We start from the raw sequence: 13,523 nt of genomic DNA on the forward strand, positions 1-13,523 counted from the left end.
CAGTTTGTTTACATCAAACTCGCTTTGCCTTTATTGTAGTGGCTGTATTTTTACCCAATCACTCTTCATTTGAATTAGAAATAAGGATATCTCTCATGAGCTTGAATGATGTACCTGCTGGTAAGTCTCTACCCGATGACCTGTATGTCGTCATCGAAATCCCTGCCAATGCAGACCCAATCAAATATGAAGTCGATAAAGATTCTGGTGCGGTTTTCGTTGACCGCTTTATGTCAGCGCCGATGTTCTACCCATGCAATTACGGTTACGTAAATGACACTTTATCACTTGATGGTGATCCGGTTGATGTCCTGGTTCCAACCCCTTACCCACTAATGCCGGGATCGGTGATTCGTTGTCGACCAGTTGGGGTGTTAAAAATGACCGATGAGTCTGGCGAAGATGCGAAGGTGTTTGCCGTGCCACACAGCAAGCTGTCTAAAGAATATGACCATATCCAAGATGTTGGTGATATCCCAGACCTGCTCAAAGCGCAAATCACCCAGTTCTTTGAGCGCTATAAAGAACTGGAAGCAGGAAAGTGGGTAAAAGTCGATGGCTGGGCAGATGTCGCAGCAGCACGACAAGAGATTCTAGAATCTTATCAGCGCGCTCAAAATTAGCCCTTAGAAAACAACAAAGCCAGCATTGCTGGCTTTTTAATCAATGCCTTATCAAATCAATTACTACCAAGATTCACGTCGGGCGTTTTCGTAATCACTACGAAAGAATGGATCTACATCATCACAAATACCTAGATATGGTTTGTCTAGGCGAGCAAGCATATAAGCGCTTTGTGAACAGTACTTCTCTTTACCTGCTGCGTATCCCACTTGATAGGCATTATACAACTCATCAGTAAAGGCCCCTGACTGATCCAGTTCTGCCAGCTTTTGTTCACTTTGAGAAAGATGGCCTTTGATTGCTTGTTGACGGCCATAATCTTGCCACGCATCTGTCGTATTTGGAATGGTAATAGGCTGCGCTGCGCACCCCATCAATACACTCGATATTAAGATGCTAGGCATCAACATTACTTTCCACTTCATACTGTCCCCTCACACTGATTTGACGGCGCTAGATGCGCAGTCATTATCATGATTTGGTCATTATACCCGTTGACACCAATCACCCGATGCAATCATGACATCCAATTGTGATGCATCTTGATAAAGATAAATCCAAGCCTCACCAAAGGGGGTTGGAATTAACTCACGGCGATATTCAACCGGTACATCTTCTAGCTTATCCAATTCGGCTAGCATCGCGTCATTAACTAAATAGACTTCACCAAAAATCACTTGATGTCCTTCTACTACGGCTGGATAAGCGCCAAGATCATATAACGCGTATTCGGGCAATGTTTCGTGATGGCCTAAAAACTGACCTTGACCAACAAAATGGTGGTTAGTTTCATTCTCACGCAATGTGCCGTAAACAAAAACCAAATGTTGCACTGGCAACCTCCCTTCTATTGCATGCGATCATTTCAGAACATCAATGATTAATTGAATTCAAACTGATAGAGCAGATCCACCGCACTGTCTAAGCCGGAAACTACTTCTAAGTAGAGATCCTTCATTAAACGATAGCGCACTGTAAACTCACCGACAGAATCAAAAATACCGACGCCATATTTCACTTGTAAGCCTGGTAATACATAGCCACTCACCGTCACTTGAGAATCATCACCGGAGCCAGCGGTATCCAATTGCAGGTCTTGCACACCAAACGCTTGGCCAAGCTCACCGACCACCTTGCCGCTTTTGGCTAAGCTGAGTCCGATCAAGGTGGTGGTCATCGCGTTGCCGCCCGATTCACCATCAATATCTTGACCTCTTAATAGATAAGATAGCGCATTTGCCTGTGGCATGGCGGGATCAGAAAAAATCGTTAACTGCGGTTCATCAGCAGGCCCCACCACTTTTACCCCTGCGGTGACATCATCTTGAGTATTGTCCGGGTTACGTATTGCAGTAATTTGCACATACGGTTGATCCACCGGTCCGTTCATCAAGATCTTGCCTTCTTTGATCAACAAGTCTTGACCAAAGGATTGATAAGAACCCTCAACGATATTGACTTCGCCCGTCACGAATGGCCCTTTATTTTTCTGCACCACTTTAAGATTGCCAACCAAGCCGCCTTCTAAGCCAAAGGCGGACAATTTAAAGTCATCGCCGATCTTAATCTTAATATTGGTTTCCACTTCAAATGGCACCGTTGAATCACTCTTCAGTGGTTTTCCTTTACTATCCACCAGCACCAAGTCTTTTGATATGCCTACCGCACTTGGCGGCAGTTCATCGATCACAATACGGCCCCAAGGCAGCGCAATATTGCCATCAATCCGCGCCAAATTAGGTTGCGCAGAGATGGTCATATCGGGAATCACCTTAATACGCACCATTGGTGGCAGATTCACTTGCAGTTCATCAGCAAAAACCCGCACGTGCGAGCGCCAATCTTGGAGATCTTGCCAGTCACCATCACCGGTAACATTCAACTTGCCATCGGGAGTTTGAATCGCCGCGTTTAACTTGGCGTTGTAGCCGTTAAACTCAATCGCTAATCGACCAGAATCAATATCAATCGGAGAAATATCACCATGCAACAACATGTCATCCACGACAAATTGTCCGTTCACTTGTGGATGAAGCAATGGGCCTGAAAAACGTAAATCCGTTTGAATGTTTGATTTTAGTTGGCTGTATTCACCGACCAAGACATTGAGGAAGTCTAAATTAAACGTGCTCAACGCCAATTGACCCTCCATCTGTTTATCTTGCGCCGTCACATCTGGAATCGTCACTTGGCCGCTCACATCGCCATTGTCGGTAACATCAAATAACCAATCCGCTTTCAATTGATTATTGGCAACGTCAGCATTGATTTTTACACTGTCCCAACCAAACACCAACGGCTTATCAAACATTTGCTTCACTTGCCCTGTTGGCATCGTGATCGAAGCCTTTAACTGTGGCGCTTGTTGCGGAGCCCATTTAGCCCAAACTTGACCTTCCACCGAACCGCTAAGCTCGGTTTTCTCGGCCATAAACATCGACAGTTGTTTGAAATCGAACTGCTTAATGGAAAATTGCGCTTCACCACTTTCGCCCACTTGAATATCTTTATCCAGACAAACTGAGCTGTCATTTTGTTGCCAACAGTGTGCACCAACCGCCGCCATTTGACTGGCAAAATCAAAGGTAACCGCCGTGGCTTGATTGAGGTTCCAATCACCTTGCTGGGTACGAATCATCATCCGACCAAGTTGACCTTGCCAGACAAGATTAGGTTTATCAGTCAAATTACCACTGATAGCCAAACGGGTTGAAAGCAACTCTGAATTCACTTCAAGACTCAATTCATGGGCATCTTGATTACCGCCAATATTGAGCTCAACATCATCAATCAGATTGCCTTGATAATTGATTTGCGCCACTTTGAGGTTCACTTTGCCATGCGGTAACGGTAATGGCACAACATCACCTTGTAGACGCACACTTTTCACTTGTGCTTCACCGCGCCAGTCAATGTTATTCACAGCAAGGTTAACGCCAACTTCAGGTTCACTCAGCTTGCCCCGCAAACTCAAGTCACCCAACGCGCTGCCTTGCAGTTCCGGAATTGACTTCGCCAGCTCAGGTAGATTAAGCCGAACGTCCATATTCCATTGCTGCTCAAGCTTACCTTTTGCTTCAATTTGGTTTGGCCCATGAGACAGCACCAACTTAGGTGTTTCAAGATGAATATCACCCACCCCTTTTTTGTCTGATGCCTTGAGCGAGCCGACCACATTAAGCGGGTATTGACGTAATACTCCATCAATGTCGAGCATTGGCAGATTCACTTGCCAACCACCCTGTTGGGTTAACGAGCCATCGGTTTTCAATGCCCCGCTAAGATTGCCTTCCGCCTCTGACCATTGCAGGCCGGGCTGAATATTAGCCAAAGTCAGATCCGCCGCCCAATTGATTGGGGCTTGCCAGTTAGCCATCGCCGAGCCTTTGATCTCACCACCGAGGGTTTTTATATCAAGGGCCGACAAATGAATTTCAGACAAATCCCCTTTCCCAGTAAGCGTTAAATCCACCTCCGGAATTGTCTGACCTTTGGCATTACCATCAAGATCCAATTGATAACCCGCTAAGGATCCTTGAGCGTTAAATTGATTGATTAGCGCTTGGTAGTCAGCCTTTCCCGTTAGTGGCCACTGTGCTTTGCCCTTTTTAAGCGCAATCTGGAATGGCAAGTTCGGATCAAGCGGTTCCAGTTCTGCGCTCAGATCCGCTTGAATCAACTGACGTAACTTTGCCTCCAACTTGAGCTTTTCAACACTGCCCGTGGCTTTTAAGGTGAGTTTTTGCCCATTGACTGGTGCCATTTTCACTAAAGCATCGAGGCTAAGATCGAGCGGATAACCATGGTTTAGAGTAACTTCACCCGTTAAGCCCGCTTTAAGTTGCGGCATATCGACATCAAGCTGGCTCACTTTGACGCTGGATTGGCTTGCTAAAGCTTTTAAAGCAAGCTGATGGATAATCACCGGCTCCGCTTGCTCGAGTTTAAAGTTGCTAATGTCAAGTTGTGTCACATCAACCGATAATGGCAGCACCACATCAGGTAATTCAATCGGCTGAGAATCACTGTTTTTTGCCGTCGCATTATCTGATTGCTTAGTCGAGGTCTGCTCTGGCGTCGCAGGGGCTAATTTGACCACGCCACCATCAAAACGAGTTTTGTTAATACTGAGGCGATTTCCTTGGAAGATCAGCCCAGTGGCAAATGTATCCCAACGGACCTGATTGCCCAGTACATCAAGCGCGACATCCTGTAAGAGAATACGACCGACACGAATAGGTAAAGGCGAGGTAATTGTTGAGCTGGCGGCTGAGTCAGGCTCAGTACTTGGCTCAGATTCAGGCAGTTGTGGCATGCTAAATTGCACACCTTGCGCACTTAGCTCATCAATACAGACGCTCGGTTCGGTAAAACAAGCAGGTTTTATCGCTAAGGTTAATGATTTTATCTGTGCATCAACATGCAATTGATCATCTTTAAACGCGACGTCATTGAGCGTGAAACGTGGAAATATCGATCCCTGATGAGATCCGATGGTGAGCTGCGGAACGAAACGATCAGCCCCCCACACCACTAAGCTTAAACCTGGTTTAGAAAACAATACCACCACCAGTGCTAGCAGCAGAGCCAGCACTAATCCCAACACAATCAAAGAAAGCCATTTTGACCACTTTAATACCACTTTGGTCATAACTCAGGCCCTAAAGTAAAGTGCACTTGGAATTCATCCCCCGGTCGGGCATCTAAACCCCAAGCAAAATCAAGTCGTACAGGGCCAACCGGTGACTCCCAGCGAATACCAGCACCAACACCTCGTTTAAAATCAGGGGTTTTGTTGAATGCATCACCATAGTCGTAAAACAAGGCACCCCACCAATTTCCCACTACTCGATATTGATATTCTAAAGAGGTCGTCGCGATATATTTAGCACCGGTTAGCGCACCACTCGAATCTCGCGGAGAAATAGACTCATAGCCATAACCACGCAGATTATTGTCACCACCAGCAAAGAAACGTAGTGACGGTGACAACTTATCAAATTCATCAGTCACGTTGGCACCGCCATCAATACGGAACAAGCCACGATGGTTATTGCCAATGCTGCGTATCCATGTTGTTCCCGCTTGAATCCGGAACACGCGCGCCTCCGAAAGTGCTTTGGGATCACCATATTCCATCGTGGCAGTTTGTCTATCGCCCCACATTGGCATTGAGCCGCCACGAGAACGAGTACGTGAGAAGGAAATGCCCGGCAACAAGAATTGTGCGTTATCGTCTTGAATACCCTGCTCGTAGTTCTCTAACAAATAACGAATGAACAGCGTACGATGCCAGCCATTATCCAGTGTCCAGTGACGCTCTAAAGCGATATTGGATTCTAAGCTTTTGGTATCGCGGTTATCGACGTTTTTCATCCCATATTGAATGCGATAGTACTCATTCAGCACATCTTCCAGTGGAATACGATAGCCTGCCGTAATGGTCTGCTCAGGCTTTGACAATGAAAAACTGCTATCAAAACTATGGCCGCGTGAGTTTACCCAAGGCTTTTTCCATTTTAATGAACCACGCACCCCCACATCGGTCGAATAACCAATACCGGTTTCTAACTGGTTTTTCGCTTGAGGGGCTAATGAAACTTTGACTGGAAGGTCACGTCCTTGACCAAGATGGCTTAAATCTGGCTCAACGAACACAGAAGAAAACCAATCGGTATTGGAAAGGTTTTGGTTGTAGATACCGATGTCCGTCACCAAGTAAGGATCACCGACTTTATAAGGTTCAAGAGAATGAACGCGATCTTCTTCAATTTGGCTACCCGTAATGATGGTTTCACCAAAGTGGTAGCGGATACCACTATTATAATGCAAACGAATATAAGCCTGATTAAGCGCCGGAGAGACCTCTAAGCGGCTCAGTTCAAAGTCTCCCTCAAAGTAGCCTTTTTGCAACGCTAGATTACGAATGCCGGACTTTAGAGCATCGTAGTCACCTTGATTAAGGCGCTTTCCGACTTTCAAACCACTGCGTTTAACTAAAGTGGCAAAATCCTTATCTTGCTTGGCCTCACCTTCAAATTGAATATCCAACTGGCTAATAAGAACGGGTTTCCCTTTCTTCACCTCAACGATGAGATCTTTCCCATCGTCTTCAACACTAAAAGAAAATTGCGGATGGTAATAACCCAAAGCGTTAAGCGCTTCAGTGATATTACGCTCTAAACGAGCTTGAAAACGCAGTGAGGTGTCATATTCTTTTTCGGGAATTGAGGTTAAATAGGCATCAACATTATCTTTGACTTTGCCCTTTAAGCCTCGGATCGACAAGTCCACATCCGCCACAACACTAAAGCTAGGCAGACACAAGACAGCTACAAGAATGACGAGAGGCTTTTTAAACATGCAGTATTAACGTTATTAATTCGTATTGTTTATATTAAATGATAACGTTAGTTGTTGATTTAGTCTGTATGAAAAACGTCAAATTCACGGTCTTCTTCATAGGACAAACGCTCAAGGAGACGCAATATGTTAGATAAACAAACGCTTATCTCGGCCGAACTCGCCTTACCCGGCCGAGAGACACCATTATCAGTGGAAGATAAACACTTCGTTAATCAGTCAAGCTTATCGGCGCAGCCACATGACGATCAGCAACAAGTTTTATTCGGAATGGGCTGTTTCTGGGGCGCAGAGCGCCTTTTTTGGCAGCTTGACGGCGTAATCAGTACTTCGGTCGGTTATGCTGGAGGTTACACGCCAAACCCTAGTTATGAAGAAGTTTGCACTGGCCTCACCGGACATACCGAAGTGGTACGAGTGGTTTTTGATCCCAACCTCATCAGTTTTGAACAACTGCTGCATCACTTTTGGGAGCAACATAATCCCACCCAAGGCATGCGACAAGGCAATGATTTAGGAACGCAATACCGCTCAGCGATCTATGTTTATGACCAGCAACAACTTGAACACGCTCTCGATTCAAAACAGCGTTATCAAACCTTGCTTGGCCAACAAGCCGTCACCACTGAAATTGATCTCGGCAAAACCTATTACTTCGCCGAAAGCTACCATCAACAATACTTAGCGAAGAATCCAAATGGCTATTGTGGTCTTGGTGGAACTGGAGTCTGCTTCCCGCCACAAACTAGCGCGTAATGGTCCCGATTGGCAATGGTCTGGCTTCTTAGTCTGAAATTTGAGTATATACTTTAGCTTCGTCTGCCAAGCATGACCTAACAGGAAGAAAATAATGAAAAATAACACCCTTATCGCTCTCGCTATTGCTACTGCACCCATGTTTGCTAACGCCCACAATTTAACTGTGGGTGACAGCGTGCCTAACGTTGAGATCGCCAGTCATGGTGAGATTTTAGTACAGAACAACGACACGATTTATCAGGCATGGAATAGCAATGCGATGTTAGGCAAAGTTCGTGTTATTCAAGCGATCGCTGGGCGCAGTAATTCAAAAGAGATGAATGCGCCTTTGATGGTAGCCATTACCGCAGCACAATTTCCCGCTGACGACTATCAAACCACCACCATCATCAACCAAGATGATGCGATTTGGGGCACAGGATCATTTGTAAAGTCCTCAGCACAAGACAGCAAAACGGACTTCCCTTGGTCTTCGATGGTGTTAGATGAGAATGGTGTGGTTGCCAATAGCTGGGATTTAAAATCAGAATCATCGGCGATCATCATGCAAGATAAGCAAGGTAAGATCTTGTTCGTTAAGGAAGGTGTATTAACGCCTGAAGAAATCCAGCAGGTATTAAAACTGATCGCACAAAACTTATAATCGCCCCATTTAGCACTTAAAGTTTCTGACGGAGTTGTTATAGTATAACAACTCCGTTTTTATTAATTGATGATTATGACGCCTCGCTTTGGTTTGTTGTCGCTGCGCAAATTGATGATTGTACTCTGTACCGTCATGCTACTGCTGTGGACGAACTTTGCCGTCATTCATCACCAATTAGACCTTAATCTTCAACACCACGAGCACCATCACTGCCAACTTTTTGCTAGCGTAGTGCATGGCGCCAAATCGAGCTCACTGGCTCTACTACTCTCCAATTCATCAGAACCTCCACCTTCGCTTGCTGTATATCACTACCTAGAGGTTCCGGTGATCGCGCAAATTGCTCGCGCACCACCTAAGCTTATCTAAATACGACAAATTTAATTTCTGACCTCGCATTTCTAATCCCGCAAGGCACAGGAATGAACTCTGCGCACAAAACAAACTTTGTGGGTAATACGACATATTTATATCAGCTCTAGGAAAGTAAAATGAACAAGTTTTCTCCGATTGCACTCGCTCTAGGTTTACTCTTTGCACACACCGCTATGGCAGAAGAGGGATTTCGCCAGCATGACGCTCACGTCCATGGTGAAGTCGAATTCAATATCGCCCAAGATGGTGACGAATTGCTGTTTGAAATAACCTCACCCGGTGCAGACGTCGTCGGTTTTGAGCATGCTCCAGAAAACGAGGCTCAAAAACAGGCGCTTGCTAAGGCGATTGCTCAACTGGAAAAGCCAATAGAAGTACTTGCGCTTTCTTCGTCTGCTCAATGTGAAATCGAGCATGTCTCGGTGCGCCACACGTTAGGTGAAGACGAGCACCACGACCACGACCACGACCACGACCACGACCACGACCACGACCACGACCACGACCACGACCACGACCACGACCACGACCACGACCACGACCACGACCACGACCAGCATGATGAAAAAGCCCATCATCAAGATCAAGAAAAACATCATGACCATGATGAACATAACGATCATGCTGATCATGCTGATCATGCTGATCATGCTGGGCATGGTGAATTCACCGTTGAATACCATTACCAATGTGGTGAAATTAGTCAGCTTAAACAGATCGATACACAATGGTTTAGCTTGTTTCCAAGCACAGAGAAAGTTCGTGCTAATGTCTTAACCGACACAGAACAAAAAGCCGTTGACCTTAACGCGAAAAACAGCACGATTAAGCTGTAACGAAAAAGAGAGCTTGGTACTCATATCAAGCTCTCCTTGTTATCGATATTGATTGGAATACTCAATGAATAACACCTCACAATCGAAGGTGATTGCTCTACAGCAAGTAGAGTTCACATGGCCAGGTGGCGATAAACCGACTCTCGCAATAGAGAAATTAGATGTTCACCGTGGTGAGCATTTATTTATTAAAGGCCCAAGTGGCTGTGGTAAATCGACACTATTAGGTCTTCTTACGGGCATTAATCAAGCCCAACAAGGTTCCGTGACGATTCTTGGCGAGGATCAGGGGCAACTTAGTAGCCGTCAACGTGATAGATTTCGTGCAGACAATATTGGTTATATTTTTCAGCAATTTAATCTACTGCCTTATTTAAGCGTGATTGAAAACGTCATTCTTCCTTGTCAGTTTTCAGCTCAACGTAAGCAACGTGTCGAAGTTGATCTTGCTTTGCGCGCTCAAGATCTGCTCGAAAAATTACATTTAAGCCCAGCGCTACTGCATAAACCGGTCGTAGAACTCAGTATCGGTCAGCAACAGCGCGTTGCCGCTGCACGGGCGCTGATTGGCAGCCCACCATTGATCATTGCTGATGAACCAACCTCTTCACTCGATCATGACAATCGCACGGCGTTTATCGAACTGCTGCTAGAGCAAGTTAATCAGGTCAATGCCACACTGGTATTTGTCAGCCACGATCCCACACTTGAAGCGCTATTTGACCGCAGCTTAGATCTGCGTCTAATCAATCAAGCAGGAGAGCCAGCATGAGCCCAACCTTGATGTTAGCGTGGAAGAGTGTCAACAACCGCCGCTTAACGGCCTTCCTCACCATTCTTACTGTTGCAGTTTCATTGGTTCTGCTGCTTGGCGTTGAGCGTATTCGTACTCAAGCGAAAGCGAGTTTTGCCAATACGATTTCAGGTACCGACCTGATTGTTGGCGGTCGATCAGGGCAAGTTAACTTATTACTCTACTCCGTATTTCGCATTGGTAACGCGACCAATAATATCGACTGGAAGAGCTATCAAGAATTTAGCCAACACCGCGCTGTTGATTGGACTATCCCCTTGTCACTTGGGGATTCACACAAAGGTTTTCGTGTATTAGGCACCAATCAAAGCTATTTTGAGCACTATCGCTATGGTAATAAGCAGGCGCTAGCACTCAGCCAAGGCAAGCCATTTGAAGGCTTATTTGAAACGGTCATTGGCGCGGATGTGGCGAAGAAGCTTGGCTACCATATTGGTAGTGAAATCATTATTGCACACGGAATTAGCGATGTGGGCTTTAGTCGCCACGATAACTTACCGTTTAAAGTGGTTGGCATTTTTGCACCAACCGGCACGCCCGTGGACAAAACCGTGCATGTTTCCTTAGAAGCAATTGAGGCCATTCATGTTGGTTGGGAATCTGGTGCACGACTTGGTGCCACACCGAGCGCTGAAAGCCTAGCCAAGGCTGATTTTCAGCCGGGCCAAATTACCGCGATGATGGTCGGTCTGAAGTCAAAAATTCAAACCTTTGCCTTACAGCGTCAGATCAACACTTACCCGCAAGAACCGCTAAGCGCTATTTTACCCGGTGTCGCGTTGCATGAATTATGGGGCATGATGTCCGTTGCGGAACAAGCTTTAATGGTGGTCTCTGGTTTTGTCGTTGTCGCCGGTTTACTCGGTATGCTTTCCAGCTTACTCACCAGCTTACAAGAACGACGCCGAGAAATGGCTATCTTGAGAGCGATGGGGGCAAGGCCTCGGCATATTTTCACTCTACTGATCCTCGAAGCCAGTGTGCTCACGGCTATCGGTATTGCGGTAGGTATTGGCTTGCTCTATGGCTTGTTAGCATTAGCCGGCCCCTTTGTGACGCAAAATTACGGTATTCAGCTACCGTTAGTTATGCTCTCTTCTTATGAATTAGGTCTTATCGCTGCCGTCCAGTTTGCTGGAACTGTGATAGGTATTTTCCCTGCGCTACGAGCATACCGTCAGTCTCTAAGCGATGGGATGACAATACGGGTGTAACCATGAAAAAAATCTTAGTATTCGTGTGCTGGGCATTGAGCTTCGCTTTGCCTACTTATAGTGTTGCCAATGAGGAGATCCTAAGTCTAGATTGGGTCGACTTGATCCCAGAAAGCGAACGTAATCAGTTTGATGCGGTAGGTATGCCACTGATTACCGACCATAGTGGAGCGGCAATGCAGCAATCAACGGTAGGCTCTGTCAGACAAGAACTTAATGGTAGTCAGGTGAAAATTCCGGGGTTTGTGGTGCCATTAGAAGGGGATGAAGAGAAGATCACGGAATTCTTATTGGTGCCATACTTTGGTGCCTGCATCCATGTGCCACCACCGCCACCAAATCAAATCATTTATGTGAAGTTTCCTCAAGGCGCACCGATTCAGCAGCTATGGGATGTGATCTACGTTATCGGCACACTCAAAACCGAAACCTTTAATCATGAACTGGCGGAAACGGGTTACATCATCGAAGGGACTGCCATAGCAGAATACGATGATTACTGAGTACGCGCGGTAAATCAAACTCGCGCTGTAATCTAGCTTAGACCCAATGGTTCAAAGCACATAAAGTTTAACAAACAAGCAACCTGTTCATTGCCCTAAACATCTGGCTGACTAGATTAAGAATCTAGACAGATAAACTAGTACCGCTAGGTAAACAAAGAGTAATAAGGCAATGGATAGGTGCTTTCTAAATTTATTCTCTTTGGAATATTTCATAAGAACCCTCGCTAACTGATAACAATTTTAACAAATTGTTATCACTGGTGACAGCGAAATTTGCCGTTATCGTGTGAATTGGGCTTAAGCAGCTGACGGCAACAATAATGCAAGCAAAGATAGGTTCATAAACGAGTGCCTCAAACCTTGCCAATATCCGTCACCTCCGAACATCGCAACATCAAATAACACCGACATGACTCACATTAGTTTCTCTGGCGAGCGCGAATATAAAAAGGTACAGTTATCAGTAAGTCCATGTGGGTGAAGGAAAAACCATGTCTGAGAGTCGCAAGCCAATCATTATCGAGCATCCGCCTAGCAACGAAAGCCGTCACGAGAAAAAATCTAACTACGTAAAAGACAGCTCAAGTCGCGTAATGCATATTGCTCAAGATCATGGTTTAGATGCTCTGTTACAAAAAGAGTCCCCACAAAAACCTGCCTTAGAGCGTGCTTTAGTACGCGAACGTCGTCGCCGTGAACAGCGGCAAAAAAACTTAGAGCAGATCTTAAAACTAGCGCACTCCGCCTGTAGTGATGAAACCGCTGGAGAGCCGGATCAAGATTGGTTATATCGCTTTTTTGATATGGCCCAAGAAGTCCATAACCCTGCAATGCAGCGCCTGTGGGCACAAGTGTTTAAACGCGAAGTGACTAACCCAGGCTCTACCTCAATGAAAGCCCTCAAAGTGTTGCACGATATGACCCCAAAAGAAGCGCAGATCCTGCAACGGGCCGCTTCGCTTGCCTGCAGTTTTGGGAATGATAACAGTCGCAAGTTGTTGATTGGTTTTCGCGCCCAAGCGGGTATATTCAGTTTGGGTAAACGTACGCTTACCAGCAATATTAATGTTGGCAATTACCAGCTGCCCTATTCCAGCTTATTGGTACTGTTTGAGCTTGGCTTAATGCATGGCACCGAACTAGAGTCTGGTGAGATTGATTTAGAGTCCCCATTGCCATTAATTTACCAAGGTAAGAATCTTGCACTGCAAGTGCATAGCAAAGGGGTACGTTTACTTTACTACCGTTTTACCCCTACCGGAAACGAGCTATGTAAACTGCTCGGTAATAAGCAAAATAGCCAATATTACGATCAGTTAATTGCGATGCTTGGACAAAAATTCTCAGTGCAAACGGAAACGAAAAGCACCATTCATCACGCGGTAT

Annotated in this window: 13 protein-coding genes; 9 read left to right on the forward strand and 4 right to left on the reverse strand. The window is 45.7% G+C overall.

Annotated elements, in window-relative coordinates; genetic code table 11:
* The first annotated feature begins 95 nt into the window (after nt 1–95).
* A complete protein-coding gene (gene ppa, locus RH88_RS03585) occupies nt 96–623 on the forward strand; it encodes an inorganic diphosphatase (protein ID WP_005593510.1) in 528 nt (175 codons plus the stop codon).
* Between the two features lie 63 nt (nt 624–686).
* On the opposite strand, the gene RH88_RS03590 is transcribed toward ppa, so the two are convergent.
* The 4 genes from RH88_RS03590 to tamA are packed head-to-tail and all read right to left on the reverse strand — an operon-like array spanning nt 687 to nt 6,987.
* Complete coding sequence (locus tag RH88_RS03590; RefSeq protein WP_081467358.1) at nt 687–1,049, reverse strand: DUF2799 domain-containing protein; 363 nt, start codon at nt 1,047–1,049, stop codon at nt 687–689.
* A 60-nt stretch (nt 1,050–1,109) separates the two neighbouring features.
* On the reverse strand, nt 1,110–1,457 hold the full coding sequence (locus RH88_RS03595; RefSeq protein ID WP_005593512.1) for a gamma-glutamylcyclotransferase family protein: 348 nt from the start codon (nt 1,455–1,457) through the stop codon (nt 1,110–1,112).
* Nucleotides 1,458–1,504: 47 nt separating this feature from the next.
* Nucleotides 1,505–5,275, reverse strand: coding sequence for an autotransporter assembly complex protein TamB (gene tamB, locus RH88_RS03600; protein ID WP_005593513.1), 3,771 nt, complete (start codon nt 5,273–5,275; stop codon nt 1,505–1,507).
* Nucleotides 5,272–6,987, reverse strand: coding sequence for an autotransporter assembly complex protein TamA (gene tamA, locus RH88_RS03605; protein WP_005593514.1), 1,716 nt, complete (start codon nt 6,985–6,987; stop codon nt 5,272–5,274). Before tamA ends, tamB begins: the two co-directional genes overlap by 4 nt.
* 126 nt (nt 6,988–7,113) lie before the next feature.
* Between tamA and msrA the strand changes: the two genes are divergently transcribed.
* From msrA to RH88_RS03645, 8 genes are all read left to right on the forward strand, one after another.
* The gene (msrA, locus tag RH88_RS03610; protein WP_005593515.1) at nt 7,114–7,743 is read left to right on the forward strand and encodes a peptide-methionine (S)-S-oxide reductase MsrA; all 630 of its coding nucleotides are present in this window, start codon (nt 7,114–7,116) and stop codon (nt 7,741–7,743) included.
* A gap of 94 nt (nt 7,744–7,837) precedes the next feature.
* Nucleotides 7,838–8,389, forward strand: coding sequence for a YtfJ family protein (locus RH88_RS03615; RefSeq protein WP_005593516.1), 552 nt, complete (start codon nt 7,838–7,840; stop codon nt 8,387–8,389).
* 75 nt (nt 8,390–8,464) lie between these two features.
* Nucleotides 8,465–8,761 carry a DUF2607 family protein gene (locus RH88_RS03620; RefSeq protein ID WP_005593517.1) on the forward strand — a complete coding sequence of 99 codons (297 nt, stop codon included), beginning with the start codon at nt 8,465–8,467 and terminating at the stop codon, nt 8,759–8,761.
* A 122-nt stretch (nt 8,762–8,883) separates the two neighbouring features.
* A complete protein-coding gene (zrgA, locus tag RH88_RS03625; RefSeq protein ID WP_005593518.1) occupies nt 8,884–9,603 on the forward strand; it encodes a zinc uptake protein ZrgA in 720 nt (239 codons plus the stop codon).
* Nucleotides 9,604–9,667: 64 nt separating this feature from the next.
* Nucleotides 9,668–10,375, forward strand: a complete 708-nt coding sequence (locus RH88_RS03630) for an ABC transporter ATP-binding protein (RefSeq protein WP_005593519.1) — start codon at nt 9,668–9,670, stop codon at nt 10,373–10,375.
* A complete protein-coding gene (locus RH88_RS03635) occupies nt 10,372–11,631 on the forward strand; it encodes an ABC transporter permease (protein WP_005593520.1) in 1,260 nt (419 codons plus the stop codon). Before RH88_RS03630 ends, RH88_RS03635 begins: the two co-directional genes overlap by 4 nt.
* A 2-nt stretch (nt 11,632–11,633) precedes the next feature.
* A complete protein-coding gene (locus RH88_RS03640) occupies nt 11,634–12,134 on the forward strand; it encodes a DUF3299 domain-containing protein (protein WP_005593522.1) in 501 nt (166 codons plus the stop codon).
* Between the two features lie 494 nt (nt 12,135–12,628).
* On the forward strand, nt 12,629–13,523 hold an 895-nt coding region (locus tag RH88_RS03645; protein ID WP_005593524.1), incomplete at its 3' end, for a TIGR03899 family protein.

The organism is Vibrio scophthalmi LMG 19158 (assembly GCF_000222585.1).
Lineage (GTDB): Bacteria > Pseudomonadota > Gammaproteobacteria > Enterobacterales > Vibrionaceae > Vibrio > Vibrio scophthalmi.

Bases quoted from the DNA above. Each gene is read 5' to 3' on its own strand.
- RH88_RS03590 (WP_081467358.1), bottom strand. From the start codon at position 1,049: ATGAAGTGGAAAGTAATGTTGATGCCTAGCATCTTAATATCGAGTGTA.
- RH88_RS03615 (WP_005593516.1), top strand. From the start codon at position 7,838: ATGAAAAATAACACCCTTATCGCTCTCGCTATTGCTACTGCACCCATG.
- RH88_RS03630 (WP_005593519.1), top strand. From the start codon at position 9,668: ATGAATAACACCTCACAATCGAAGGTGATTGCTCTACAGCAAGTAGAG.
- tamA (WP_005593514.1), bottom strand. From the start codon at position 6,987: ATGTTTAAAAAGCCTCTCGTCATTCTTGTAGCTGTCTTGTGTCTGCCT.
- tamB (WP_005593513.1), bottom strand. From the start codon at position 5,275: ATGACCAAAGTGGTATTAAAGTGGTCAAAATGGCTTTCTTTGATTGTG.
- zrgA (WP_005593518.1), top strand. From the start codon at position 8,884: ATGAACAAGTTTTCTCCGATTGCACTCGCTCTAGGTTTACTCTTTGCA.
- RH88_RS03635 (WP_005593520.1), top strand. From the start codon at position 10,372: ATGAGCCCAACCTTGATGTTAGCGTGGAAGAGTGTCAACAACCGCCGC.
- RH88_RS03640 (WP_005593522.1), top strand. From the start codon at position 11,634: ATGAAAAAAATCTTAGTATTCGTGTGCTGGGCATTGAGCTTCGCTTTG.
- ppa (WP_005593510.1), top strand. From the start codon at position 96: ATGAGCTTGAATGATGTACCTGCTGGTAAGTCTCTACCCGATGACCTG.
- RH88_RS03620 (WP_005593517.1), top strand. From the start codon at position 8,465: ATGACGCCTCGCTTTGGTTTGTTGTCGCTGCGCAAATTGATGATTGTA.
- msrA (WP_005593515.1), top strand. From the start codon at position 7,114: ATGTTAGATAAACAAACGCTTATCTCGGCCGAACTCGCCTTACCCGGC.